This window comes from Desulfofundulus salinus (assembly GCF_003627965.1).
Taxonomy (GTDB): Bacteria; Bacillota; Desulfotomaculia; order Desulfotomaculales; family Desulfovirgulaceae; genus Desulfofundulus; species Desulfofundulus salinus.
Genome location: NZ_RBWE01000001.1, coordinates 1,544,058 through 1,567,883, shown reverse-complemented (window position 1 = coordinate 1,567,883; position 23,826 = coordinate 1,544,058). Strand labels below are relative to the sequence as shown.

Sequence of the window (23,826 nt, the reverse complement as noted above, 5' to 3'; positions counted from 1 at the left end):
TTGGTGAAGTTTGCTCCCGGATAATGTGCGCAGTGGACTGTTTCACCCTCATAATAAAGAAGGTTAACCTCGTATTAGTATTGTTAGAAGGTGATTTTATGAACGTTACCTTCCCGGGGCAGGGGAAAAACCTTCTCCTGGTGCTTTGAATATCCTCCACTCTTTGCCGGTCTATAAAAAACCCGACCCAAAGGTCGGGAAGCATTGTCGCAACCCGGCTGCCTTAGCGAGAATCCGCTTTAGGCCCGTGGCTTTGCGTCCCTCCCTTTCGGTGAAGTTTGCCCCTGGACAATGTGCTAAGGTGGGTTATTTTTTTAAAAGCAGGTTGACTTTGGCAACTAAGTGATAAATTATTTGACACGTTCTCCCAAATTCCTTCTATAGAGAAGAAAAAAACACAAAAAAAATAACAAAAACTTAAGCTTTTTGACGCAAGACATAGAGTAAAACCAAAGATAATGTCGAATAAAGTCGGAAGCGGGGAAATTCCCTTTTACTTTCGTGCCCAGGATATAACCCTCCGTACTGCCTGGATCACATCATTTACGTCCTCATTATCCATGGCCGGATAAAGGGGCAGGGTGATAATCCGCTCGTACAGCTCTTCCGCGTGGAAACAGTAAAACCCGGAAAGGCTGCAGCTGTCCGGGTCCCCCAGCCAGCGGTAGTAGGGATGGCGGTACACGGGCAAATAGTGTACATTTACCCCGATGTTTTCCGCCCGCAGGGCTTCGAAGACCTGGCGCCGGTCGAATTTTAGATGCTCCAGTTTCAAAACCAGCACGTAAAGGTGCCAGGACGAACGGCTGTATGGCGCCTGGTACGGGATTTCCACTTCGGGCAGGCTGGCAAAGGCCTCGTTATAAGTGCGGGCAATCTCGCGCCTGCGCTCCAGAAAACGGTCCAGCTTGCGCAGCTGGCTCAAACCCAGGGCGGCCTGGATATCCGTGAGGCGGTAATTGAAACCAACGTCCAGCATTTCGTAGTACCAGGGTCCCTGATCCTCCACCATCAATTCCCGGTCCCGGGTGATCCCGTGGTTGCGGAAAAGCAGCAGCCACTGGTACAGTTCGCCGGAATTGGTGGTCACCATTCCCCCTTCCCCGGTGGTGATGTGTTTCACCGGGTGGAAGCTGAAGACGGTCATATCGCTCAAGCAGCCGATGGGCTGCCCTTTATATTCCGCCCCCAGGGCGTGGCAGGCATCTTCAATGACCACAAGATTGTGCTTTTCAGCCAGGGCGTGAATGGCGTCCAGATCGCAGGGCTGTCCGGTGAAATGTACGGGAATGATCGCCTTTGTTTGCGGGGTGATCTTTTTTTCTATTTCCACCGGGTCGATATTATATGTACGCGGATCTATGTCCGCAAACACGGGTTTCGCCCCCAGGTAGAGGGCGCAGCTGGCGCTGGCCACGAAGGTGATGGGGCTGGTAATCACTTCGTCACCCCTGCCCACACCGGCGGCAAAACAGGCCGCGTGCAGGGCCGCCGTCCCGCTGGAGAAGGCCACGGCATAACGGGCGCCCACCCGGGCGGCAAATTGCTTTTCGAATTCGGCCAGGGTCGGGCCGGTGGTCAGCCAGTCGCCCCGCATTACCCGGGCGACGGCCTCGATGTCGTCTTCTTCAATCCACTGCCGGGCATAGGGAAGATACGTTTCCCGTACGGGTTCACCCCCGGCAATGGCGGGAAGTGGTTCAGGATGATTGTCTCGCACGGCCATAACTGAATTACTGCTCCTTTTTATGTATTTTTTACGGGCTGATCAGCGAAAAAGCATATTAACCTTTAGTATCGTATCATACGGCGGCATGAACATCAAGGAAAAGGAATCGTTACCTGAAGACAAAGTTGCCCGGCTTTCATGATTCAAGGTATAATTTAACTGCAGTGGGGGGCAAAAGATATTTCCTAACCGGTGAACAGAAGAGGCGATTTGATAGCTAAAGAATCTTGGGGTTTCTTCCGAAAAAGAATATTGAGATTACCTTACGATAACAGCAGGGAAACCGCTACGCACGGTTTTAACAGGGGGTGGATAGGCGATGAGGATTACCAATAATCTTGATGCCCGGCAGGTAATGAACGTTTACCAGAAACGTCTTGAAATAGAAGAAAACAAGAAGAACGGCAGCCCCAAACATTCCCCACCGGCCGACTCCGTGGAAATCTCCGACCGGGCACGGGAATTACAGCTCTACCGGTCACATTTAAAAAAGCTTCCTGAAGTCAGGGACGAACTGGTTGAATCGGTAAAAAAACGGCTTGCGGAAGGCACCTACTTTATCGACGGGGAAAGGGTGGCGGCGGGCATCATGGAAGAGCGCCGGCTGGACAGGCATGTGTGATGCCGGGGTACGGTGCGGCCGGGGGATGCCGCCCCCGCCGGAGCGGCCGGTTAGTTATGGGCGGTGCCGGGGTTGTGAACCGGCTTGAGCGCAGGTGTAAGAAGCACCGCCGGTTTTTGCCGGCGGTTTAATATTGCCAGCAACCCGGTTTTAAACCTGATACACGCCGGCAAACTGAAACTCTTTTTACCGGTCATTTCCCGTGCCGCAGTGGGCCCGGTACTAAATAAACCTGTCCAGAATCAGGCCCAGCATCCTTTTCACGCTGGCCACAATTTTCAAGGTCCATTCCGGAGGGATCTCCCGGATTACTTCCTGCGTCTCAGCGTTAATCACCTTCACCATGATCTCCCCGCTTTCCTCGTGCAGGACGAACCGTAGTTCCGTGCGGTAGAGCTCCATGGTCTCGTTGATCTGGTCGACGGCTTCCCGCACCTCCTGGATGGTGGGCCTTTTATCCTCTCCTTTTTCTTCCAAAAGGAGCGCGTCTTTATCCCTTTGCTCCCCGAGGTTGGGGAGATCATTTTTGAAGGTTTGGGACATCCTTACCATGGAGGAAAGATCTGGTCTGCCAACTGGTTCCACCTTACTCATCTTCATCCTGCCTTTCTCTGAATAAGGCTTACTATTTTTCTTATTCGTCATGATGTGGCAAAAAATTAAGGTGACAAAAAGTTTTTTCGGAAACGAGAAGCTCAAGGATATTTTCCTCCTGCCGAAAATAAACAAAGAAACGCTTTTTTGATGAGCGGTGGCCGTTATGCAGGAACTTATAGAAGAACTGGTTTCCATGTTAAAAGAGGAACTGGCCGCGCTGGAAAAGATGGCGGCGGCGGCAGAAAAGCAAAACGCCGCCCTGCGCAAAAACAGCGGGGACTCGTTGAACGAGGTAACGAAAGAGCTGGAGTTCCTGGCGCGGCAGATGGAGGAATTGAAGGCGGCCCGCACCAGGGTGCAGGAATGCGCCGGGCGGGCCTGCGGCCTGTCCCCGGGGGCACCGTTGGCGGAACTGGTCGTCGCCCTGCCGCCGGTGCCGGGCAGGCAGGAAGCAATGAACCTGGTGGCAGACCTGCGGGGGAAGGCCAGGGAACTGGCGGAACAGGTCAGGCTGAACAACCTGCTGGCCCAAAACGCCCTGCGCTTCTGCGAGCGCCTTTTAAGGGCCGTTGCCCCGGCCCCTGCAAAGACATACCTGCCGGACGGCGCCATGAATAAAGGCGGCAACGGCCCGTCTTTTGTCGATAAATCCGTGTAACCCCCCAAGAGAAGAGGTGCATTTTTCGCATGCCCGGAACGTTCTTCGGCCTGGAAATCGCCCGGCGGGGGCTTTTGACCCACCGCACGGCCATGGACATCACCGGCCACAATGTGGCCAACGCCAGCACGCCCGGCTATACCCGGCAGGAGGCGGTCATCGCCGCCACCGACCCGTACGCCAACCCGACATTGGGCGGCAAGCTGCTTCCGGGGCAGCTGGGCACCGGCGTGGAAGCGACCATGATCCGGCGCATTAAAAACGAGTACCTGGACGTGCAGGCGCGGGACAGCATTTCCTCCCGGGAGTACTGGCAGGTGCAGGAGGAAATCTTCGGCCGCATCGAGGCCGTCTTCCCCGAGCCCGTCGCCAGCGGCATTGCCAGCACCCTCACCAGGTTTTTCAATACCTGGCACGACCTGAACAACACCCCCCAGGACCCCGGCGTCAAGGCCGCCGTGGCCGAGACGGGTGGCGAGCTGGCTACCATGATGAGGGAGGCGTACCAGCAGCTGAACGATATTTCGATAAGCATTTTGAAGATCGACTCCGGCGGCAACGTTACTGGCGGCCAGCTCAAAGACCAGGTGGACGCGGTAAATGAAATCCTGCGGCAAATCCGGGAACTGACGGAGTCCATCAAGCGGGTCTACGCCCAGGGCAACCAGCCCAACGACCTCCTGGACAGGCGGGACCTGCTCCTGGACCGGCTGGCGGAATACGGGCCGGTAAGCGTCACTCACCTGACCGATGGGGGTAAGCCCACCGGCGAAATAAACCTGACCTTTTTCGGGGTGGACGTGATCTCTGCAGATGTTACGGTGAGCCTGGAATATAGTGCCGGATCTCCGGAGGAAGTAAAGTTGCAGATTGGCGGTAAAGAAGTTTCCCTGACCGACTACCCGGCAAGCCTACCAAAAGTTGGCGGCCTGGCGGGGCTGGAAGAGGTCCGCAGCAGAATTTCCGGGTATATGTATAACTTAGACGAACTGTCCCAGGCCCTAGCAAGCACCATTAAGCAGGTTCTCAACCACGGTCATGAGCCACCTCAAATAGACTTTTTCACCGGCTCGCTAGGTGACAAAAGCGATCCTTTCGCCGTAAACCCGGAGATTATGAAAGACCCCACGAAGATCGACGGTACAAACGCCCTGTACGTGGCCCGGCTGGCCACCATCGGGATGGACGGCACGGCGGGCTACAAGCTGGGAGAAGACGCCGGCGGCAACCCGGTTGAAGTGGACCTAGCCGACCTGGGGAGCGCCACGTTCAATGAATACTTCAACGCCCTTCTGGCCGACATCGGCGCCCGCTCCGGCAGCGCATCAGACATGGCCGAAAGCCGGCGCACCGTCGCCGAGCAGGTGGAATCCCTGCGCCAGTCTGTATCCGGGGTCAACCTGGACGAAGAACTCTCCCGGCTGATCCAGTATCAGTACGGCTACCAGGCCTGCGCCCGGGTGCTGGCCGCCATCGACGAGATGCTGGATTACCTGATCAACAGGACCGGTTAAGAAGCAACAACAGGAGCGATGTACAGGCGTGGAAGACCCGTGTTGCCAGACGCCAGGAATAACGGCAAAAAGATAAATCCCTGATCGGAGGGAAAGACAATGCGCGTCACCCACATGCTGATTGCCCGGCGCACTCAGAACTACATCCAGGATGCAATGCAGAGGCTGGCCCGCACCCAGGAGCAAATGTCCACCGGGCGGAAGGTGCTGAGGCTCAGCGACGACCCGCCGGCCCTGAGCCAGCTCCTCAACGTGCGCGCGGCGGTGGAGCGGAACCAGCAGTACATGCGCAACATCACCGACGGCCTGAGCTACCTGGACGGAGCCGATACCGCCCTGGGCACGACGGGCGAACTGCTGCAAAAGGCCATCGAATACGCCATCCAGGGCGCCAACGGCACCCTGGAACCGGACGACATGGCCGCCATCGGCGAGCAGATCGACAAAATGATCGACGAACTGGTGGACATCGCCAACACCACCGTGGGCGGGAAGTACATTTTTGCCGGGACGAAAAACGACCGCCCCCCCTTCCGACGGGATGGCGACAATATATTTTATCAGGGTAACCTCGAGCGCGTTTCCCGGGAGATAATGGACCAGGCCAATTATGCAATTGACGTGCCGGCGGTGATACTTGACGATGGCAACCCGGACACCCCGGGGGGTGTTTTCGGGGAGGCGCAGGTTTCAGGCGACGAGTACGAGTTGACCGGTGGGATTTTCCAGGTTTTGCTGGCTTTGAGGAACAGTTTGAAGGCGGCGGACGCTTCCGGGGTGAACGACTCCATCGGCGCGCTGAACGACCAGCTCGACCACATCCTGCGCTACCGGGTGCAGGTGGGGGCCCGCACCAGCCACTTCGAATCGGTGCGCGACCAGCTCCAGGACCAGGAGTTGCGACTCACCCAGGTGCTGAGCAGCCTGGAGGACGCCGACGTGGCCCGGGTGGCCGTGGACCTCTCCCGCCAGCAGCTCGCCTACCAGGCGGCCCTGGCTGCGGGGGCCAGAATTTTGGAAACGTCTCTGCTGGACTATTTGCGCTGACCGTTTTTACACCTGACCCGTCCCCCATCTTTAAGAAGAAGCTGGAAGCTTACAGGAAACTTCCAGCTTCTTTTCTGCATTTCCGTAAATGCGGCAGCTCAACCGGGCTATTATGCTTTTCAACTTTCTGGTATAATAGTGCCGGGATGCAGAAGCGTGGGGGGATTTACCTTTGCCGCCAATAAGAGGGTTATAAAGGATGCGGGACGATGAACAATTACCGGAAATACCTGCAGGGCCACCTGAAAGAAGTGGCCCGGGAAGAAAAAGAGCTGGAGCAAAAAGCAGGCCTGGCCCGGGAAAAGGCCGGGGAAATAGCCCGGCAGCTTGCCCGCCGGTTCGGCGTGACAAAGGTCTGCCTTTTCGGCTCCCTGGCCACGGATGATTTTGATCAGTTTTCGGACATAGATCTGGCCGTGGCCGGCCTCCCGGAAAGGGAATACCTGAAGGCCTACGGGCTGGCGGAAGAGATAGCCCGCCCCTTTGCGGTGGATCTGGTGCTCCTGGAAAATGCCGTGGAAACATTAAAGGAACGGGTGCAAAAAGAAGGGATCGTCTTATATGACCGCCAGGGAGAGGAAAATAGCCCGCTTAAAACGCCTGATATCGGAAATAAATGAAGACTTGCGGGCAATTGATCAGATTGCCGGTAAAGCCAGGGCATTATTTGAGGAAGTGAATGCCAGAACCGGTCCCGTGCCTGACCGGGATCTGATGGCCATGGCGGCCTATTTGCATCATTTTTACACTGGTGTGGAATCAATGTTCGAGCGCATTTCGCGCCAGATCGACGGCGGGCCGGTTAAGGCCGGAGACTGGCACCGGGAACTTTTAAGAAGCATGGCCGTAGAACTGGAAGGACTGCGGCCCGGGGTCATATCCAGGGAATTAATGGATGAGCTGGATGAATACCGCCGCTTCTGCCACCTTTTCCGCCATGCCTATGCCGGTGAGCTGCGCTGGCTGAAAATGTGCCACCTGGCGGAAAATATGGGCGATATCCTGGGTCTTTTAAAGAGCAAAATGGACCAGTTCAAGACATTTATCACGGGTGTGATCGAAGAACTGGAAAAGAACATTGAATAATCGCAATTATACCAGTCGGCCGTATTCTAAGTAACAAGCTATTGCTTCGCGGGCATTGGCGAAGGCCTCTTCCCTGGTGTCACCTTGAGTAATAACGGAGGGAAGAGAAGCGGGGATAACTTCGGAATTGTAGACTCCTCCGGCACCGGCGGTGTGCAGCCGCTTCGCACGGAATAATCCCTGCTCCGGGCCCTGGCCCTGTGCTCATCAAATAAAAGGACGTTTACCTGGTAGATGATAATTTCAAACATCCTCAGGAAGGCATAGCCCAGAATAAAATAACGCAGAGGACTAAATTCCATAAACCTGATCAATATTACGGCTAAAAAAGAGGCAATTAAATGGCCCAGTACCCACGCGTCTACAAATAAATAGCCAACCCGTTTAGAAAATAATGGCGAATTAGCTAGAATAAGGATATCCACCTCAAGAAAGCAAAAATCCCGGCCCAGAAGTCTACTATAAACGTACGATTCTCCCGGCTATCCATTGTCCACCATTCCAGTGACTTGAATTATAACCTATCTTTCAGCGCAATAATGACCAGTTCCGAACGTTCAAAGCCAGTAGCCATGGACAGCAGATCCAGCCTTCCCTTTACATCCGGCCGAAATCGCGGCGTCAACAGATATGTACCCTTTGGGGTTTTTTCGTGTTTTAACAGCCAGCGGTAGCGTCTGGCGGCATCACACACGTTTTCCACCCACTGTTTGTCCATCCATTCGCTCAGCAAATTATTCAACAAACTGGAATAACCCTCTCCCCGAAGTCGATCATACAGGTCATAGGGCAGATAAATGGATGTCCGGCAGGTTCCCCGGTGAATTCCGGCAAGTTCCTGCCACTGAATTGCCCATTGCCTCCATTGTTCAGCCATACTTTTCCTGAACATGCTGGCGTGCATCAGCGGTTCAACCAGTGCCTGAAATTTCCGCACCTCAAGGCGCGAAGAAATGTCCAGTCTTCCCTGTCCATCGATGTTTGCAGAAATATTAAATTTACTTTGCAGCAGGAACCTGAGAAAAGACTTTTCCTCCAGAGTATAGGATTCCGTGGATAATATTATCCGGCGGCCGCCCTCTTTTAAGTTTCCGTCATCCTGAAACCAAAGCGCAAGCCCATCCGCTTCTAAATTATGGGCAACCCAATCCATGGGGATTATTTTGCGCCCTTTGTACCAGGTGGGATACAATCTTTCCAAAAGGGGAGAAGTCCTGGACTGGCACAAAACCCTTACGTACTTCTTCTGCGTTCTGCGGTCAAAATTACTTCTAACCTGCATCCCGTTGGGGCCATAAGGCAGATAGTTTGCAAACAAATGAAAGCAATACTCGGCGTAGCTCTTATCTGCCAGTGCATGAATAAAACAAAACCGCGGCGCTCTGTGGGTTACGTTCATATACCCGTCGCCCAGCATTTTTCCGGCAAAGAGGGAAGCAAAAGCCAAGGAAGTTCACCACTTTTTAAGAAAAATCCAGAAGGCAACTATAAACTTGCGCTGTTGTCTATACTCGTTAAGCACCATTTGGTGGTTCTTATAAAGCCTCCTTTTTCGTTCCGGTGCCGGCAAGATTGCTCTGCATTCAATCCCGGAGCCTTTTCCCTTCCTTATGGGGCGCCTTCGGCACAAAATGCAGCAGGTTTGCCCGCAGAATTTTTGGTGATTCATCCTGCCTGGGCTGGACAGAACACAGAGAAAGGGAATAAAGATTGCAATACCTGTCAGATCTGACGGCTACCTTATATCGATTTTACCATAGAAATTGGAATCTTTTTTCCCGCTTCAAATACCACTTCCTGGCTTCCCTCAGGGAAACAGTCCGCCTTATACCCATTTTTAAAAAGCCAGGTAATAACATCCCTGGCACAAGGATTCTCTGGCCTCACAGTTGCAGCAATACAAGTATACCCAAGCTTCTTGGCTTCTTTGTCGAGGTTATGGAGAATCCTGGTGCCGTAACCTCTACCTGTTACGCTAACTGCAACTGAAACTTCAGCCTCGCCCTGTCGTTCAGAATTACTAAGCCAACCATAGCCAATAATTTCCCTGTTTTCTGTCTCCAATCTCCACCACTTATATGGCAGGGCCGCGCCTAATTGTGGGCTGCAGATATTAAAGCACCCTTGGGAGGCTCCGCCAATAATACGACTCTTGTTCTCATCCCAAATCGGGTTTGTTTCGTAAATCCAATGTATATGCCCTCCCCCTTCGCTGGTCAGTTTTGTCACAAGATAGTGTGCGCATCATCTGTTCCACGCTAGTACCTATTTCTCCTGGAGACGTTGTAGCAATTTTTCCCACTCTTCCTGGGTACACGTGCAAAAAACTTGAGATACAACTCCTTTCACCCTGACAACTTTTTCCTCAGGGAAAAGCTCAACAATACCCTTATTAAGGTTCCTCATTATCCACTTAAAAGGTTTTTGAGCGCCGACGCAGTCAAAAGGTTCATACTTATAACGATATTCCATATTGTGCACCCCTCGCTACCCCAAGGCTTTACGAGGTTACCCCGGCCTTACACCCTTTGCTGGTCAAACTTCACTTAAGCCACAGCTATTTTGCACACAATCTGAAGATTAAAAAAAGCAGGAGCAGGATGGCGATACCATCCCGCTCCTACCGCTTAGTTCCGCTTACCGCAGCAACTGCAGCACCATCTGAGGCTGCTGGTTGGCTTGACTGAGCATAGCCGTGGCGGCCTGCTGCAGGATGCTCAGCTTGGTGTATTCCATCATTTCCTTGGCCATGTCAATGTCGCGGATGCGGGACTCGGCGGCGGAAAGGTTTTCGGAAGCAGTGCCCAGGTTGTTGATCGTGTGCTCAAGTCGGTTCTGGTAGGCGCCCAGCTTGGAGCGTTCGGCAGAGACTAGGTCTATTGCCTTCTGGATGGCCACAATCGCAGTGTTGGCAGCTGTCTGCGAGGATACATCAATGCCGCCGACGGTGATAGTATCGCCGTTTGCCAGTGTACCACTAATGGTAAAAAGCACAGTAGTACCATCGAGAGCCAGAAACTTTCCAGCTGTAGTACTATCCTCCGTTGCAACAATTTCACCCAACGCATTCTTCAATACCTTATTTGTTCCATCATACGTGTAAACACCCGCGTCGAGGCCGCTGTTGTCAACTTTGGCCATGCCGGTTGCCGATGTACCACTGATTACCACCTGGCCACTTGTAACCGGATCGTTAAAGGTAATCGAATCTCCAGAGACTTTGCCAGTGTAACTTGTACCATCGTTGCTCTCTGCAACGACTGTACCTGATGCCGTCTTCAGCAAGTACTTCCCGCTCACGTTATCGTAGGAAACGGTGTAAGTGCCGTCTTGAATAAGCGAACCAGTGGTAGCTTTAGCCACTGTTCCCGTATCCTGGTAATACACATCGCCCAATACACCCAAGGCCGCGCTGCGCATGTCAGCAATGTCCAAACTAATGTTTTGGTTTTCATTAGCACCGATATGGAAGATGCCTTTGAACGTGCCGTTAAGGAGCTTCTGCGTGTTGAATTCGGTGGTGTTGCCTATACGGGAAAGTTCTTGCGCCAGTTGATCGACTTCTTTTTGGATCTCCGCCCGGTCAGATGCGATATTCGTATCGCTGGCGGATTGGACGGCCAGTTCGCGCATCCGCTGCAGAATGGCGTGTGTCTCGTTCAATGCACCTTCGGCAGTTTGGATGAGGGAAATACCGTCTTGAGCATTCTTGGCGGCCATGTTCAGGCCCCGAATCTGCGCCCGCATTTTCTCGCTGATGGCCAGGCCCGCCGCGTCGTCTCCGGCACGCACGATACGCAGGCCCGAGGAGAGCTTCTCCAGCGACTTGTTGGCCAGAACATTGTTTGCCGAAAGCTGCCTGTACGTGTTCAGCGCCGCAATGTTGTGATTGATGATCATGCTTTCTCATTCCTCCCTGAATTTTTTCTCGCCGCCTTCCCTGGCGACGGCTTTGCGAAGGCGCCGGTACCGTCGGCCGCCCGGTACCCGCCCTCTGATTATATTTTCGGAATGACCTGAGGAAGGTTTAGAGGGGAGTGACTGGTGCGGAGTAATTTTTTAGCGTTATCCTCGTCAACCGGATGTTTCCCGTATTTACATTCTCCAAAAAAATGGCGTTTTCTTTATGGTTAAGGCCCAGGTGGTCGATTTCCGTGTTGATTGTCAATAGAATTGACCCACTTTGTGCAAATAAAATTGACCCACTGGAGAACAAAAATAACCAGCATTGATCCCCCTGATGAGACGAAAATTTTGCATGGCTCGCTTCGCTCGGCCTTGACAGGAACCGGCAGCAGCCGGTGCAGGAATACACGGGCGAGGCGACGGCGATGGGGAGCATGATGGGGGTAAGGAACCGCCTCGCTCCAATCCATTGTACCGGCTGCTTCCACCTGTCAAGGCAGGCAAAATTTTCGCATTTCAAAGGGGAGCTCAGCTCAAGCTCAAAAGAGCATGAGGTCATGGGCTTGCCATTTTAACGGTTGTTTGCTGTTTTTAGCTTGCCTTTGAGCCTGTAGCTTGTCCCGTTGATATAAAATATCCGGGCGTGATGGATAAGCCGGTCAATTATGGCCGCCGCCACCACCTGGTCGGAAAATATCTCCCCCCATTCGTTAAAGTTATAGTTGCTGGTTAAGATAATACTCCCTTTCTCATAGCGCATGGAGACCAGACGGAAGAGAAGGTTGGCCTGCTCTTTGCTCACGGGCATATAGCCAAGCTCATCTATGATCAAAAGGTTAAGCCGGGAATAGCCCAGCAACTTGTCCGCCAGACTACCGTCCCTGGCGCTGAGCATTAATTCTTCCAGCAGTTTCTGGGCGGTAATAAACACCACCCGATATTTGGCCATGCATGCCTTAATGCCCAGGGCTACTGACAGGTGGGTCTTACCGACTCCAGGCGGGCCTAAGAAAATCACGTTTTCTTTTTTCTCAATAAATTCCAAAAAACTTAAGGCGATGATTTCTTTTTCTCGCAATGACGGCTGAAAGCCAAAGTCAAATTCCTCCAGTGTTTTGATGAATGGAAAGCGGGCCTTGTTAATTTTAGTCTTGACTGTTCCATCGTTTTTCCTTTTCAATTCCTCTTCGAAGAGTAGGGAGAGGTATTCTGTATAAGACAGGTTGTTTTGAGACGCCTTTTCTGTAATCTCCCGGTAGTGAGTAAGCATTCCTTTGAGTTTTAATGCCTGCATCTGGCTTTCCAGGTAACTGGTCAGCTTATTGCTCATGAAATTGCCGCCTCGCTTTCATCCAGGGCATAACAGGAAAGGTCACGTTTGATTTCCACCGGCGGCAGATTAAGACTTGCCGGGTCATAATCCAGAGAAAGCGGGGCAATTTCATTCTTCTCCAGCAACCTTTTAATACTGTTTTTGTGATAAGAGCCAATATTCAGGCATTCTTTTATGGCTGCCGCAATATCTTCAGTGGCATATATGTTTTGATAGCGCAGAATTTCTGCTAAATGCCAGTACAGGTTTGCACCTGTGTGGTTGCGCAGCCCTTCCAGATACATCCGGCCAGCTTCGCCAAAAGTGCTGATGAACTTCCCGGCCAGGGCGGAGCGAACTTTGGTTTTCTTTTCCTGGTATTGACGATTGATAGCTTCATGTTCGGGGTGAACCGGACGGCTGGCTTGTTTTTGCAGGTAAAGATCGAACTCGTCCAGCAGTGTTCCTGCCTCGTCATATACTTTCATGCGCCGGCCATAGATGATTTCTATCCACACCTTCTTTGTGCAATAGCGCATGGGTACGGGGTAAAGATTGCCGTCATGGGAAATATAGCCGTCATTGCTTACCTTCCTGGATTCTTTAAATTGCAGTAAAGCCGGCTCGATAGAAGGTATTTTTAAAAGATGCGCTTTTTCTTCTTCAAACATTTGCTCTGGTGACCGGCCCAACTTGCTATGTGGTCTTTTGTTGTATTCATCCTGGAAATCTCTAAGTTTGGCGGCAAAATCATTTAAACTTCACCTCCAGGCCACGCAGCAGCTGTTCCTGAACATAGTAAAACGGCCGTTCCACTTTTCCTTTCGTCCTGGGACGGTAGTTTTCGCAGGCCGATGGCTGGATACCATATAGCCCGCAGAACTTCAAAAAATCGTCATTGTAACGGACAATATCGTCCTTCTGGTGGGTGATAACCATTTGCTTACCATTATCCATCACCAGCTCCAGGGCATAGCCGCCAAAAAAGACAAAGGCTTCAGCAAGGGCGCGGATTACATCGGCAGTGGTTATGCTCAAAGAGAAGGCGTAATACTTCATCCGGCTGCAAGATAAGACTACTTCGTGGATATATATTTTTATCAATTTTCCATCAACCGGCAGCAGCCACTCCTTCCAGTCGTACTGCATCTGCCGACCGGGGCCGGTTTCCACCCGGGTGGTGGCTAATTTAGCGGCCTTATCATTTTCTTTAAACGCCCGCAGATAGCGGTGTACACTGGACAATGAGCCGTTATAGCCTTTTTTAACCAGTTCTTTGTGTATTCTTGTGCCAATATAACCCTTATCGAGCATGGCCTGGATTTCTTCCCGGTACCGGTCCAGTTGTTTATCATACTTCCTGGCTTTAAATTGTGGTGGATTGGCCTCTTTAAGGTACTTCCTGACGGTATTCCTGGATACACCCAGTGTCCGGGCTATTTTCCTGATGCTGACCCCCTGGGCATGCAGTGCTTTGATGCGTTGCCATTTGTACATGCTTACCACCTCTTTTGCCTCCCCCTCTCGAGGGAGATTTTATCATAGGGTGGGTCAGTTTTACTTGACGATCGGGGGTCAATTCTATTTTACGATCTACAGATTTCCGTATTCTTATCCCATCAGCACCCGGCTTTGGGGATGAGAAAAGGCAGCTTCCCGGCGGCACTTAACCGCGACAGCTTCTCCCGGCAAACTTCTTGCCTTTGCCCAATTCATCCCAGAATATTTGCAAAATAGAAGGCATGGCCGTGTTGGCCTTGACCAAGTAGGGAAATTCAGCGATCACCAGGACCGGTTTTTTGCGGGTTGTACCGGGCAAAAATCGCCAACAGAGCGATGATTAACAGTACACTATGGAATGTTACCTTGACATATATACTGATCTGTAACTATACAATGGAGAAGAGGTGATCGAAATGGCAAAAGAAGTCTTCTCCGGAGGAAGCTGCCGGTTATCTCGGCGTCCACACCCAGGCCATTTATAAACTTTTACGGGCCGGTAAACTTCCGGGAAGAAAAATTGGTCAGTTGTGGCGCATTCCCAGGGAAGAATTGCTCATGTATTTGCGGAGTTCCGAAAGAAAACGCAAAGCCGGCGAAAAGAAACCGGGGCCAAAAAAACAAAAAGGGCTCCCGCAGCAGGATGCCCGGTAAACCCGGAACTCTGGCAGTTAGCCGGTCTGTTTTCGGGAGGTCCTCGCGACCTGGTCGAAAACCACGATAAATATCTTGCTACGGCGGAGGAAAAATGCAAATGACCGTTCTTTGGGACGCTCTAAGTTTTGCTGTTATGGAGCGTCTGGGGATAGATACTGCCTTTGCGTACGATGCGCATTTTCAACAATTCGGCTGGCGGCAACTCACTGCTTCTTTTGAGGCTTAGGACGGCGTGGAAAGCCATGAGTCCCCTCCGGAAAAAAAGTATACCGTATATTGCTGCCGGTTGCGTAGCAGGCGCTACTTGCGGGCGGTTTTTTCGTTTTTGTTTTCGACCTGCGCTCTCAGCCTTGCCGCCAGCTCCCTTGTAACCAGGGCGGTGCGGTTTTCCTCCTGCACGGTCCGGTAGATTTCCTCGCGGTAGACGGCCACCTCCGGCGGCGCCTCGATGCCAATGCGCACGGCATCCCCGTTGACCTCCACCACCACGACGCGGATGTCCCGGCCGATGACCAGGGACTGGCCTTTTTTCCTGGTCAGCACCAGCATTTACTTCCCCTCCCCGGCGGGTTTCGCCCCTTCGCCCGTTCCGGCATTGCCCGGCGGGGATTCGAGCCCGGTTCCGGAAAGGTGCCGGGGCGGGATCTCCGGGTGAAGCTGGGGGTGGTTGGGGGAACCCGGATGAAGCCTGGAACGGGAACTGGTCGACGGACATGGTTCGCCGGCCGGTTCAATTTGTGGTCTGGCCGGGTCCCGGTTTTCCGGCTGGAGCCCGCTCAGCGGGTGCCTGATGGAGTAGCGTTCGTCCACCAGGACCACCTGGCGGGCCGTGCCGGTGGCCGCGTTCACCACCACCGGGGCCAGGAGGTTGACGGTGGCGCGGGCCAGGCCCCGGCTGGCGTTGACGATGCAGAAGACGGCCACTTCTTCCGGGGCCTTTATGCCCAGGGCCCGGGCATCCTCTTCGGGCAGGTCGAATTCGTAGTCCGGGAAAAAGGCGAAAGGGTTTACCAGGATGAAGCCGGTGTTTTCGTCCTGCAGGGACTGCAAAAAGAAAAAGGGCGAATCTTCCGCTGCGGCCACCAGTTCGAATTCGGTCAAATCCGCGGGCAGGCCCGGAAGCCCGGCGGGAAAGGTGAGGGTTTTGCCCCGTTCATACGCCAATGCTATTCCTCCATTCTCCCAAAAAACTGCCTGCATGGCAGGGGTCAGGTTGACTCAATCAGCAGTTTAACGCACATAAAGCTCCTCCCGCTGCCACTGCCGGCCCCTTTCCTGGTCCCCTTTTTTTACCCGGCTCAAAATGAACTGTTTTTCCCGTTCCCAGGCTGAGATGTCCCTTGGGATTGAGGGTCCGGCGGCAAGGTGCGCTTCGATGGCGCGCCGGATTAATTCCGCTTCCGTTACGCCCGGTTCGCCGGCCCTTTTTTTCAGCAGGGCGTCGTGGTGGGGCTTGATGTATACCTGATACCGGCTCAACTCAAAACACCTCAAAAACGATTTTTATATACCATCATTAATACATTACTCCCAAAAGATCAAGCCTTCCGGGCCGAAAATTTTTATTTTGGAATCAGGCGTCCCGAGTCTTATCAAGTTTTCGCCCCGGGTTCCGATACATTTATTGTAGAAACTTACGTTAGAAGGTGATCGGGATGACTTCCATCCTATCCGCCACTTCCAGCCTGCGCATCGGCGGGCTGGCTTCGGGCATAGATACCGATTCCATTATCAAGGAACTGATGAAGGCGCAGAGGATACCCCTGGACCGGCTGAACCAGGACAAGCAGATCCTCCTCTGGCAGCAGGAGGACTACCGGGCCATCTACGACAGCCTGCGCGCCTTCCGGGACAAGGTCTTCAACATGAGGCTGCAGGCCACGTACCTGGCGAAGAAGGCTTCTTCGTCCAACGAGGCCGCTGTCAGTGCTTCGGCCAACACCAATGCCGTGCCGGGGATGTACACCGTGACGGTGAAACAGCTGGCTACCGGGGTGTCCAAGGGAAGCCAGGCCGCCCTGCCGGAGGAGACCGAAGGGGGAATAACCAAAACCCTAAAGGCTCAGTTCAACCTTTCGTACGACAACCTCACCTTTACCTTAGAAGGGGCGAACGGCAAAAAAGACTTTTCATTTAATACCAACACGGCCAACATTTACACTGTGGCAGCGGAAATCAACGCCGCCAACCTGGGGATAACCGCCAGCTACGACGCCACTTTAAACCGGTTTTTCCTGACTACCACCTCCACGGGCGCAGCAGCGAAAATAAAGGTGACCGACGACCCGAACAACTTTTTAACCGGCCCGAATGAGGACGGCTCCGACAACACATTGAAGCTTAAGATGAAGCTATACAGCGCAGGCCCCCCCGAATCAGGGCTCTACACCGGCCAGGACGCCGAGTTTGACTTCGGCGACGCTACGGGCTTAAAGAGCGCTACCAATACGGTTACCATAAACGGCATCACCCTCACCCTGAAACAGGGCGGGGATGCTTCCGCCACCATAACCGTTTCCAACGACACCGACGCCGTGTTCAACGCCATCAAGGATTTCGTCAATGCCTACAACGAAATTATAGGCAAAATCAACGGCAAGCTTACCGAACCCCGCTACCGGGACTACCTGCCGCTTACCGACGAGCAGCGGGAAAAGCTTTCCGACGAGCAGGAAAAGAAGTGGGAGGAAAAGGCCAGGAGCGGCCTCCTGCGCGGCGACAGCCTCCTGGAGAGTGTGGTTTCCAGGATGCGTGCTACAATGTCCGCTATTGTGCCGGGGCTGGCTGTCAGGTACGACACGCTGGCCGATGTTGGAATCACCACCCTTTCCTACGAGGAAAGGGGGAAGCTCTACATTGACGAAGCCAGGCTGAAAGACGCCCTGCAGAAAGACCCGGACGGGGTGATGAATTTATTTACAAAGAGTGCGGAGAACTATGCGGTAAAAGGCATCGCCATGCGGCTTTACGACGACGTGAACAGCGCCATGGCTCTCATTTCCGCCCGGGCCGGCACCAGCAGTTCCTACAGCACCGCGGACAACAGCGCCATCGGCAGGCAGATAGCCGCCATGAACGAACGCATCAGCATCATGGAAGAGCGCCTGCAGCAACTGGAGGACCGCTACTGGCGGCAGTTCACCGCCATGGAGCAGGCCATCCAGCAGATGAACGCCCAGAGTGCCTGGCTGGCCATGCAGCTCGGTATGTACCAGGGCCGTTAAGGGTCGTTTCCCGCAGGGAATAAGTATTCAGTCAAACCAAACGGTTGAAAAGCGGCAAGAAGAAACGCGTATCCCAAGAGGTGAGTTTTAAAAATGCAGGCGGCTTCAAACCCCTACCAGCAATATCTCCAAAACGCCGTGCTCACCGCCGACCCGGGGCGGCTGACGCTCATGCTTTACACCGGCGCGGTCAAATTCATCCGCCAGGCCAGTGACTGCCTGGCCGCCCGGGACATCCCCGGTGCGCACCGGGCAAACCTGCGCGCCCAGGACATCATCGTGTACCTCCTGGAAACCGTCAACCGGGAGATGGAAGTCGGCAAAAACCTTTCCGCCCTCTACGATTACATGTATCGGCGCCTGGTGGAGGCAAACGTGAAAAAAGACCCGGCCATCCTTGAAGAGGTGGCCGGCCTAGTGGAAGATCTGGCCGGCACCTGGGAACAGGCCCTTAAATTGAAAGGGCAACAGGCGGCGGGCGGCTGATCAGGTATAAACCCCTGAGTGTAACTCAGGGGTAAATGTTCAGTGAACCCGCTATGGTGCCGCGTTGTCCACGCTCACTCCAGTGCTCCGCGCTGACAGCACCGCGGCTCGCTTCGGACCGGACTAGCGGCGCTGCAAATGCGGCATGGCAGTTGCACCTTGCTGTCATCTTTTTGCCGTTTCAGTTAAGTTACCTTTTCTAAAGCTACATTTCGGTGCCGCTGGTTTCGCGCCGCAGTCCGGTTACCCTCGCTTCGCCGGGTGCTGTTACCAGCGCTCCGCAAGTCGTTCGCTTTGGACAACGCGGCACCGTGCCGATGGTAGCGGTTTTACTGGACAAGCGACTTGAGCAGGCGGAAGCCCAAAGGGATGATTCCACAATGCCCCCACAAAATCAAGACGAAAAAAAATTCAGGCTCCTGCAGGAAATGCGCGGTGAAGTGCTGGCCTTAAAGGCCGTGCTCGAGCGCCTCGAGGATGGGCCGGCGACGGAGGAATCACTGGGTGCTGTTTCCCGGCACCTTGCCGCCATTGAAGAGATAAGAGCAGGGATTGATGAGCTGGACAGGGCGGGTGGCTCCGGCATGGGCGGGCCGGAAATCTCCGCCCTCCTCCTTGAAATCGATGAGATCCACCGGCAGAACCTCCGGCTGGCCGCAAAGGTTAAAGAGCGCCTGGCCGGAGCGTTGGTGGACCTCCGCAGGGCCGGGCAGGCCAGGGCCTACATGAAGGAAAACGGCGCCTCCGGAAGTTATTTTGTAGACCGGCGGGGATGATTATACTATAAAGTAACAGAACCATATGGGGGAGGTGTTATTATGCCTGCTACCACAAAAGCAAGCCGGAGGTATACCTACGCCGATTACTTAAAGTGGCCCGGGGATGAACGGTGGGAACTCATTGACGGGCAGGCTTACAATATGACCCCTTCCCCGTCAACTGTTCACCAGAAGATCGTGGGACGCTTTTACGCCCGTTTGGAGAGGCTTCTGTCCGGCACACCTTGCGAGCCGTTTGTCGCGCCTACAGACGTCGTGCTTTCGGAATACGACGTGGTGCAGCCTGACGTACTGGTGGTATGCGAACAGGCCAGGGTTACAGAGGCCAATGTCCAGGGGCCGCCCGAGGTAATCGTCGAGGTGCTCTCCACCCACAGCGCCCTCAGGGATAAACGGGAAAAAAAGGCACTGTACGAGCGCTTTGGCGTCAAGGAATACCTCATTGTCGATCCCCTGGGCAGGTATGTTGAGCGCTATTACCTGGGGGAAGACGGTACCTACGGTAAGCCTGAAATTTTCGGCCCCCAGGACACTTTACCCCTTAAAGCCATCCAGGGTATCGAAGTTCCCCTCCGGGAAATATTTCAGGCAGCGAAACCGGTGGAAAAAAAAGATAATGAGTGATTTTTAAAGGTACCGGTCCAGGAGCAGGCCAATGGTTTTATGCGGTTCCCGCGCCGCCTCCAGCACGATATGCCCGGGAACTTCCCCTTTTACCGCCCCTGTACCTTTTTCGACCACTTCCACCCGGAGGTTTTCCCCGTCTTCCCGCACCAGAAACTCCAGGGGCTGGTTGTAGGCCTCTGCCGCCTGGTTCAGCCGGCCCACTGCGGCCACCAGTTCCTCCCGGCTGAAGCCCCCTTCTTCCGGTGGAGGCGCACCCTGGGGAAAGACATCCTCCCGCTTTACCGCCGCCGGGGGCTCAACCCGCCGCAGCGGCGCCACCTCTTGAGACGCCAGAGACTGCAATCCACCCGCTCCTACTTTCATAATCAGCCCTCCCATCCCATTATTTGGATTATCTGAGTTATCACCACATTCCAACTACCCTGTTTTGGCTCCCGCAGTCCCCTATTATATTTCGCGGCCTACACCATCCTCACCATCTCCCCCGCCACTTCCCCCAGGGGGACAACTTTCAGCGCCGCCCCCAGGTCTATAGCCGCTTTGGGCATGCCGAAGACCACGCAGGTGGATTCGTCCTGGGCGATGGTGGGGCCGCCTTTTTCCCTGATGGCGGCCATGCCCCTGGCGCCGTCCCGGCCCATACCGGTGAGGAGCACCCCCATGACCCGGGCTCCAAAAACCTCCGCCGCCGAGAGCATCACCCCATCCACCGAAGGGCGGAACCCCCCGGGAGGCACGGGCCCGCTGCCAGCGTCCAGGTGGACGGTGACGTGACCGGGGTGCCCGCGAAAGGTGAGGTCGAAACCGGCCGGGGCCACCAGCACCCGGCCCGGGATGACGGGATCGCCCTCTGCTGCGTGTTTTACCGGCAGGCGGCTGCGCCGGTTCAGGTGTTCGGCCAGGGAGCCGGAAAAGCCCACCGGCATGTGCTGAACCAGCACCACGGCGGCGGGAAAATCTTCCGGCAGGGCGGGAATAATCACCTGCAGCGCGGCCGGGCCGCCGGTGGAGGAGCCTATTACGACCAGGTCGATGCGGGCGGGGCGTTTCGGTACCACCACCAGCCGGGGCACAGTGCCGCCGGCCGTGGTGTCCCGGTCCGCCTTCGCGCTGCCGGCGTCAGCGGCCCTGCCGGGTGCACCGGCGGGAGCCCCGGACGGTGAACGGCCTGCGGGACGCAAGACGGGCGGCATGCTGAAGCGGGATGTACCGGCATGCCGTTCCGGAACGGAGCCTGTGCCTGCCGGTTTAACCGGAGGCACCTCTTTCCTGCTGGAGAAGTCAACCGGTTTGCCCGGCGGGCCGGGAGGCGTCCGGGCATCCTCCGGCCTTTTTCCCCGGGGGGGCAGCAGTAAAGGCCCGGCCTTTCCGGCAGGAAACGGGTGAAATGCCATGCCCACCCCGGGGCGTACCAGCTTGCTTGCGGCCACTGTGGCGGCGGCGCGCAGTTTTTCCACCAGCTCGTCGACCATGGCGTCCAGCTGGCCCGGGCCGGAGGGTTTGGCCACAAAATCCACCGCTCCCAAAGACAGGGCCCGCATGGTGGCCCGGGCGCCGGCGGTGGTGTGGGAACTGAGCATGACCACCGGGACGGGGCATTCCTTCATCACCCGCCGCAGCACCCCCAGGCCGTCCAGTACCGGCATTTCCAGGTCCAGGGAGACCACATCCGGTTTCAGGGCGCAGATCTTGGCCACCGCCTCTTCACCGTCCGCCGCGGTGTCAATTACATTATAACCCCGGCTTTCCAGCAGGCGGGTGATTAAACGGCGCATCAAGGCCGAGTCATCCACTACCAGCACGCGAATCGCCGCCACCTTAAAAACCCCTTTTCAATCAATTAATGGTTATAAGACAATCCTACCCCGCCCTGCTCACCTCATAGCTAATTTCTTCCACACCGGCGTCCTTGACAATACCCCGGGCGTCCACAATCAGGGCCACTTTGCCGTCGCCCAGGATAGTGGCTCCTGAAAGACCGGGCACCTGTCCCAGGTAACCGCCCAGGGACTTGATCACGATTTCCTGCTCGCCGATGAGCCGGTCCACCACCACGCCCACCTTTTTATCCCCGGAGCCCAGGATAACCACCGAAAGCTTGCCTTCCTCCTTGCTTTTCTCCTGGAAGAGGTGGGCCAGGCGTACCAGGGGCAGCACCTGGCCGCGCACCACAATGACTTCGGCGTGGCGCACGCGCCGGATTTCCCCGGGTTTCAGTGTCAGGGTTTCCAGCACGTTGGTTAACGGGAAGGCGTAAACGTGATCCCCCAGGGTCACCATCAGCGCCCGGATGATGGCCAGGGTCAGGGGCAGCTTGATGGTGAAGGTGGTGCCCCTGCCGGGGGCAGTGGTAAATTCCACCGAGCCGTTTATCTGCTCGATCTGGTTGCGCACGATATCCATGCCCACTCCCCGGCCGGAGACGTCGCTTACGGTGCCGGCGGTGGAGAAACCGGGGGTAAAGATGAGGTCCAGGATTTCCCGGTCACCGGCCCGGGCGGCCTGTTCCGGAGTCATCAATCCCTTCTCTACTGCCTTCTGCCGTATTTTGTCCGGGTCCATTCCCCGCCCGTCGTCAGACAAAGTGATCACGATGTGGCTCTCCACATAGGCCGCCTTCAAGAGCAGCCGGCCGGTGCGGGGTTTGCCCAGGCGCACCCTTTCTTCAGGGGGTTCAATACCGTGGTCCACGGCGTTGCGCAAAAGGTGGATCAGGGGGTCACCGATGACTTCGATTACGTTGCGGTCCAGTTCCGTTTCCCGGCCCTCGATGATAAAGTCAATTTCCTTGCCCATTTTATGGGCCAGGTCGCGCACCATACGGGGCAGGCGGTTGAACACGTGGGCCACGGGCAACATGCGCGCCTTCATGATTTCTTCCTGCAGGTCGCTGGTCACCTGTCCCAGGTGGTTGGAGATTTCCACTATGTTTTCCACCAGGTCGTCGGATCCGTAGCGGCTTTCGAAAACCTCCACGAACCGGTCCAGGCGGGTGCGGTCGATTACCAGTTCCCCCACCAGGTTCATCAGGGTGTCCAGCTTCTGCACGTCCACCCGCACGGTTTTTACATTGCCCTTACCCGGTGGTGCGGGTTCCTTTTTGACTGCCCGCCCGGTGGCGGCATCCGGGGCCGGAATTTTCTCTCCCGACTGCAGCCTGACCGGGCGGACCTCCACGCTGCTCACCTCGGCGATGGAAAAGACCAGGTCGTGTACCTGCCCGGCATCCTCTTTTGTCAGTAGCACTACGGTGAACCCGTGTTCGAAGCGGCCTTCCTGTAAATCCTCTGCCGGAGGGACGCTTTTAATAACTTCACCTATTTGCTGCAGGGTTTCAAAGATTAAAAATGCCCTTACCCCTTTCATCTGGCAGCCCTGGTCGATGCCGATGTCCACCTGGTAGGCCTGGAAGCCCCGCACTTCCGCTTCCCGCACCACCTCCTCCACCGCATCTTCCAGTTCCAGGGTGAGGTGGTAGGTCTGGTACCCGTTAAAAGTACCGGTGGCTGAAAGCCCGGCGGCAGTTCCGGCAACCTGGCCTACCGGCAGCAACAGGTCCGACCCGGTGCCCTGAGCCGGGGTGGGCGTATCCCCCAACTCACGCGAATCACTCATCTTCGCCGGGGCCGGCACAGTCCCGCCACCTGCCGGGGCACCACCCGGCCCTCCCGCCCCGCAGGTCAGCTGGCAGACGCGCAGTTTTTCAATTACCGCTGAAACGTCCACCTCACCGGCCGGGCCGGTGATTTCGTCTTTTAAAAGTTTTAAGGTATCCAGGGCTTCAAAAAGGACATCCACCAGGGTTTCGGAAACCTCCATTTCTCCCTGGCGCAGGCGGTCAAAAAGATTTTCTATTTCGTGGGTCAGGGTGGACATCTTCTCGTAACCCATAACGGCCGAGGAGCCCTTGATGGTGTGGGCGGCCCGGAAGATTTCCTGGATTACCTCGGGGTTGCCCCCTTCCCGTTCAAGAATTAAAACGTTGTCGTTGATGACCTGAAGCTTTTCTTCCAGTTCTTCTAAAAAGACGGCCACTTCTTCTTCCGTAAACATTCATTCACCATCCTTTGCTTGAACCTGCT

General features: G+C 55.0%; 25 protein-coding genes, 1 pseudogene and 1 riboswitch. Of the genes and pseudogenes, 12 read left to right on the top strand and 14 right to left on the bottom strand.

Features of this window, described 5'->3' with window-relative positions:
- Window positions 1-205 precede the first annotated feature (205 nt).
- A riboswitch (cyclic di-GMP riboswitch) is annotated at window positions 206-293 on the bottom strand.
- Window positions 294-493: 200 nt separating this feature from the next.
- Window positions 494-1,726: a UDP-4-amino-4,6-dideoxy-N-acetyl-beta-L-altrosamine transaminase gene (pseC, locus tag D7024_RS08040; RefSeq protein ID WP_121451318.1), complete on the bottom strand. Its 1,233-nt coding sequence runs from the start codon at window positions 1,724-1,726 to the stop codon at window positions 494-496.
- Between the two features lie 322 nt (window positions 1,727-2,048).
- Between pseC and flgM the strand changes: the two genes are divergently transcribed.
- Window positions 2,049-2,351, top strand: a complete 303-nt coding sequence (gene flgM, locus D7024_RS08035) for a flagellar biosynthesis anti-sigma factor FlgM (RefSeq protein ID WP_121451317.1) — start codon at window positions 2,049-2,051, stop codon at window positions 2,349-2,351.
- A gap of 222 nt (window positions 2,352-2,573) precedes the next feature.
- Here flgM and D7024_RS08030 read toward each other — a convergent pair whose 3' ends face one another.
- Window positions 2,574-2,945 carry a flagellar protein FlaG gene (locus D7024_RS08030; RefSeq protein WP_165859314.1) on the bottom strand — a complete coding sequence of 124 codons (372 nt, stop codon included), beginning with the start codon at window positions 2,943-2,945 and terminating at the stop codon, window positions 2,574-2,576.
- Between the two features lie 166 nt (window positions 2,946-3,111).
- Here D7024_RS08030 and flgN point away from each other — a divergent pair, with 166 nt between their 5' ends.
- From flgN to D7024_RS08005, 5 genes are all read left to right on the top strand, one after another.
- The gene (flgN, locus tag D7024_RS08025; protein WP_121451316.1) at window positions 3,112-3,606 is read left to right on the top strand and encodes a flagellar export chaperone FlgN; all 495 of its coding nucleotides are present in this window, start codon (window positions 3,112-3,114) and stop codon (window positions 3,604-3,606) included.
- Window positions 3,607-3,635: 29 nt separating this feature from the next.
- Complete coding sequence (gene flgK, locus D7024_RS08020; RefSeq protein ID WP_121451315.1) at window positions 3,636-5,120, top strand: flagellar hook-associated protein FlgK; 1,485 nt, start codon at window positions 3,636-3,638, stop codon at window positions 5,118-5,120.
- A gap of 99 nt (window positions 5,121-5,219) precedes the next feature.
- Complete coding sequence (gene flgL, locus D7024_RS08015; protein ID WP_121451314.1) at window positions 5,220-6,167, top strand: flagellar hook-associated protein FlgL; 948 nt, start codon at window positions 5,220-5,222, stop codon at window positions 6,165-6,167.
- A 209-nt stretch (window positions 6,168-6,376) separates the two neighbouring features.
- Window positions 6,377-6,787 carry a nucleotidyltransferase family protein gene (locus D7024_RS08010; RefSeq protein ID WP_121451313.1) on the top strand — a complete coding sequence of 137 codons (411 nt, stop codon included), beginning with the start codon at window positions 6,377-6,379 and terminating at the stop codon, window positions 6,785-6,787.
- Complete coding sequence (locus tag D7024_RS08005) at window positions 6,729-7,253, top strand: ribonuclease toxin HepT-like protein (RefSeq protein ID WP_121451312.1); 525 nt, start codon at window positions 6,729-6,731, stop codon at window positions 7,251-7,253. Before D7024_RS08010 ends, D7024_RS08005 begins: the two co-directional genes overlap by 59 nt.
- 514 nt (window positions 7,254-7,767) lie before the next feature.
- On the opposite strand, the gene D7024_RS07995 is transcribed toward D7024_RS08005, so the two are convergent.
- The gene (locus D7024_RS07995; RefSeq protein WP_243113842.1) at window positions 7,768-8,652 is read right to left on the bottom strand and encodes an endonuclease; all 885 of its coding nucleotides are present in this window, start codon (window positions 8,650-8,652) and stop codon (window positions 7,768-7,770) included.
- Here D7024_RS07995 and D7024_RS15165 point away from each other — a divergent pair.
- Window positions 8,572-8,985 (top strand): hypothetical protein, encoded by a 414-nt coding sequence (locus D7024_RS15165; protein ID WP_243113865.1) that lies wholly within the window; start codon window positions 8,572-8,574, stop codon window positions 8,983-8,985. The two genes, D7024_RS07995 and D7024_RS15165, sit on opposite strands and share 81 nt — an antisense overlap.
- 8 nt (window positions 8,986-8,993) lie before the next feature.
- Here D7024_RS15165 and D7024_RS07990 read toward each other — a convergent pair whose 3' ends face one another.
- From D7024_RS07990 to istA, 5 genes are all read right to left on the bottom strand, one after another.
- Window positions 8,994-9,317 (bottom strand): GNAT family N-acetyltransferase, encoded by a 324-nt coding sequence (locus tag D7024_RS07990; protein WP_121451310.1) that lies wholly within the window; start codon window positions 9,315-9,317, stop codon window positions 8,994-8,996.
- A gap of 573 nt (window positions 9,318-9,890) precedes the next feature.
- Window positions 9,891-11,153 (bottom strand): flagellin N-terminal helical domain-containing protein, encoded by a 1,263-nt coding sequence (locus tag D7024_RS07980; protein WP_121451308.1) that lies wholly within the window; start codon window positions 11,151-11,153, stop codon window positions 9,891-9,893.
- Window positions 11,154-11,730: 577 nt separating this feature from the next.
- A complete protein-coding gene (gene istB / locus D7024_RS07975; protein ID WP_121451307.1) occupies window positions 11,731-12,489 on the bottom strand; it encodes an IS21-like element helper ATPase IstB in 759 nt (252 codons plus the stop codon).
- Window positions 12,486-13,142 carry a Mu transposase domain-containing protein gene (locus D7024_RS14945; protein ID WP_243113732.1) on the bottom strand — a complete coding sequence of 219 codons (657 nt, stop codon included), beginning with the start codon at window positions 13,140-13,142 and terminating at the stop codon, window positions 12,486-12,488. The genes istB and D7024_RS14945 overlap by 4 nt, the downstream gene beginning before the upstream one ends.
- A 79-nt stretch (window positions 13,143-13,221) precedes the next feature.
- The gene (gene istA, locus D7024_RS14940) at window positions 13,222-13,968 is read right to left on the bottom strand and encodes an IS21 family transposase (protein WP_207666909.1); all 747 of its coding nucleotides are present in this window, start codon (window positions 13,966-13,968) and stop codon (window positions 13,222-13,224) included.
- A 447-nt stretch (window positions 13,969-14,415) separates the two neighbouring features.
- On the opposite strand from istA, the pseudogene D7024_RS07965 reads away from it, so the two are divergent.
- A pseudogene (locus D7024_RS07965) lies at window positions 14,416-14,625 on the top strand (helix-turn-helix domain-containing protein); the annotation flags it as partial.
- A gap of 303 nt (window positions 14,626-14,928) precedes the next feature.
- On the opposite strand, the gene csrA reads toward D7024_RS07965, so the two are convergent.
- The 3 genes from csrA to D7024_RS07950 all read right to left on the bottom strand — a co-directional run bounded on the left by csrA (window position 14,929) and on the right by D7024_RS07950 (window position 16,107).
- Window positions 14,929-15,177 carry a carbon storage regulator CsrA gene (gene csrA, locus D7024_RS07960; protein WP_121451305.1) on the bottom strand — a complete coding sequence of 83 codons (249 nt, stop codon included), beginning with the start codon at window positions 15,175-15,177 and terminating at the stop codon, window positions 14,929-14,931.
- On the bottom strand, window positions 15,178-15,792 hold the full coding sequence (locus tag D7024_RS07955; protein WP_207666908.1) for a flagellar assembly protein FliW: 615 nt from the start codon (window positions 15,790-15,792) through the stop codon (window positions 15,178-15,180). It lies immediately after the preceding gene.
- 66 nt (window positions 15,793-15,858) lie between these two features.
- A complete protein-coding gene (locus D7024_RS07950; RefSeq protein WP_121451303.1) occupies window positions 15,859-16,107 on the bottom strand; it encodes a ribbon-helix-helix domain-containing protein in 249 nt (82 codons plus the stop codon).
- Window positions 16,108-16,283: 176 nt separating this feature from the next.
- On the opposite strand from D7024_RS07950, the gene fliD reads away from it, so the two are divergent.
- The 4 genes from fliD (at window position 16,284) to D7024_RS07930 (ending at window position 19,741) form a co-directional block, all read left to right on the top strand.
- Entirely contained in the window at window positions 16,284-17,852 is a 1,569-nt protein-coding gene (gene fliD / locus D7024_RS07945; protein ID WP_121451302.1) for a flagellar filament capping protein FliD, read from the top strand.
- Window positions 17,853-17,945: 93 nt separating this feature from the next.
- Window positions 17,946-18,338 (top strand): flagellar export chaperone FliS, encoded by a 393-nt coding sequence (gene fliS / locus D7024_RS07940; protein ID WP_121451301.1) that lies wholly within the window; start codon window positions 17,946-17,948, stop codon window positions 18,336-18,338.
- A gap of 317 nt (window positions 18,339-18,655) precedes the next feature.
- The gene (locus D7024_RS14935; RefSeq protein ID WP_207666907.1) at window positions 18,656-19,114 is read left to right on the top strand and encodes a hypothetical protein; all 459 of its coding nucleotides are present in this window, start codon (window positions 18,656-18,658) and stop codon (window positions 19,112-19,114) included.
- 42 nt (window positions 19,115-19,156) lie between these two features.
- Complete coding sequence (locus tag D7024_RS07930) at window positions 19,157-19,741, top strand: Uma2 family endonuclease (RefSeq protein ID WP_121451300.1); 585 nt, start codon at window positions 19,157-19,159, stop codon at window positions 19,739-19,741.
- A gap of 3 nt (window positions 19,742-19,744) precedes the next feature.
- Here the strand turns inward: D7024_RS07930 and D7024_RS07925 are convergent, their stop codons facing one another.
- From D7024_RS07925 to D7024_RS07915, 3 genes are all read right to left on the bottom strand, one after another.
- Entirely contained in the window at window positions 19,745-20,107 is a 363-nt protein-coding gene (locus D7024_RS07925; protein WP_165859313.1) for a flagellar protein FlaG, read from the bottom strand.
- A 98-nt stretch (window positions 20,108-20,205) separates the two neighbouring features.
- A complete protein-coding gene (gene cheB / locus D7024_RS07920; protein WP_243113731.1) occupies window positions 20,206-21,561 on the bottom strand; it encodes a chemotaxis-specific protein-glutamate methyltransferase CheB in 1,356 nt (451 codons plus the stop codon).
- A 43-nt stretch (window positions 21,562-21,604) separates the two neighbouring features.
- Window positions 21,605-23,797, bottom strand: coding sequence for a chemotaxis protein CheA (locus D7024_RS07915; RefSeq protein WP_121451297.1), 2,193 nt, complete (start codon window positions 23,795-23,797; stop codon window positions 21,605-21,607).
- Window positions 23,798-23,826: the final 29 nt, after the last annotated feature.

Coding starts and splice junctions, on each gene's coding strand:
- pseC (WP_121451318.1), bottom strand. CDS start 1,726: ATGGCCGTGCGAGACAATCATCCTGAACCACTTCCCGCCATTGCCGGG.
- flgM (WP_121451317.1), top strand. CDS start 2,049: ATGAGGATTACCAATAATCTTGATGCCCGGCAGGTAATGAACGTTTAC.
- D7024_RS08030 (WP_165859314.1), bottom strand. CDS start 2,945: ATGAGTAAGGTGGAACCAGTTGGCAGACCAGATCTTTCCTCCATGGTA.
- flgN (WP_121451316.1), top strand. CDS start 3,112: ATGCAGGAACTTATAGAAGAACTGGTTTCCATGTTAAAAGAGGAACTG.
- flgK (WP_121451315.1), top strand. CDS start 3,636: ATGCCCGGAACGTTCTTCGGCCTGGAAATCGCCCGGCGGGGGCTTTTG.
- flgL (WP_121451314.1), top strand. CDS start 5,220: ATGCGCGTCACCCACATGCTGATTGCCCGGCGCACTCAGAACTACATC.
- D7024_RS08010 (WP_121451313.1), top strand. CDS start 6,377: ATGAACAATTACCGGAAATACCTGCAGGGCCACCTGAAAGAAGTGGCC.
- D7024_RS08005 (WP_121451312.1), top strand. CDS start 6,729: ATGACCGCCAGGGAGAGGAAAATAGCCCGCTTAAAACGCCTGATATCG.
- D7024_RS15165 (WP_243113865.1), top strand. CDS start 8,572: ATGAAAGCAATACTCGGCGTAGCTCTTATCTGCCAGTGCATGAATAAA.
- D7024_RS07995 (WP_243113842.1), bottom strand. CDS start 8,652: ATGAACGTAACCCACAGAGCGCCGCGGTTTTGTTTTATTCATGCACTG.
- D7024_RS07980 (WP_121451308.1), bottom strand. CDS start 11,153: ATGATCATCAATCACAACATTGCGGCGCTGAACACGTACAGGCAGCTT.
- istB (WP_121451307.1), bottom strand. CDS start 12,489: ATGAGCAATAAGCTGACCAGTTACCTGGAAAGCCAGATGCAGGCATTA.
- D7024_RS14945 (WP_243113732.1), bottom strand. CDS start 13,142: ATGTTTGAAGAAGAAAAAGCGCATCTTTTAAAAATACCTTCTATCGAG.
- istA (WP_207666909.1), bottom strand. CDS start 13,968: ATGTACAAATGGCAACGCATCAAAGCACTGCATGCCCAGGGGGTCAGC.
- csrA (WP_121451305.1), bottom strand. CDS start 15,177: ATGCTGGTGCTGACCAGGAAAAAAGGCCAGTCCCTGGTCATCGGCCGG.
- fliD (WP_121451302.1), top strand. CDS start 16,284: ATGACTTCCATCCTATCCGCCACTTCCAGCCTGCGCATCGGCGGGCTG.
- fliS (WP_121451301.1), top strand. CDS start 17,946: ATGCAGGCGGCTTCAAACCCCTACCAGCAATATCTCCAAAACGCCGTG.
- D7024_RS14935 (WP_207666907.1), top strand. CDS start 18,656: ATGGTAGCGGTTTTACTGGACAAGCGACTTGAGCAGGCGGAAGCCCAA.
- D7024_RS07930 (WP_121451300.1), top strand. CDS start 19,157: ATGCCTGCTACCACAAAAGCAAGCCGGAGGTATACCTACGCCGATTAC.
- D7024_RS07925 (WP_165859313.1), bottom strand. CDS start 20,107: ATGAAAGTAGGAGCGGGTGGATTGCAGTCTCTGGCGTCTCAAGAGGTG.
- D7024_RS07915 (WP_121451297.1), bottom strand. CDS start 23,797: ATGTTTACGGAAGAAGAAGTGGCCGTCTTTTTAGAAGAACTGGAAGAA.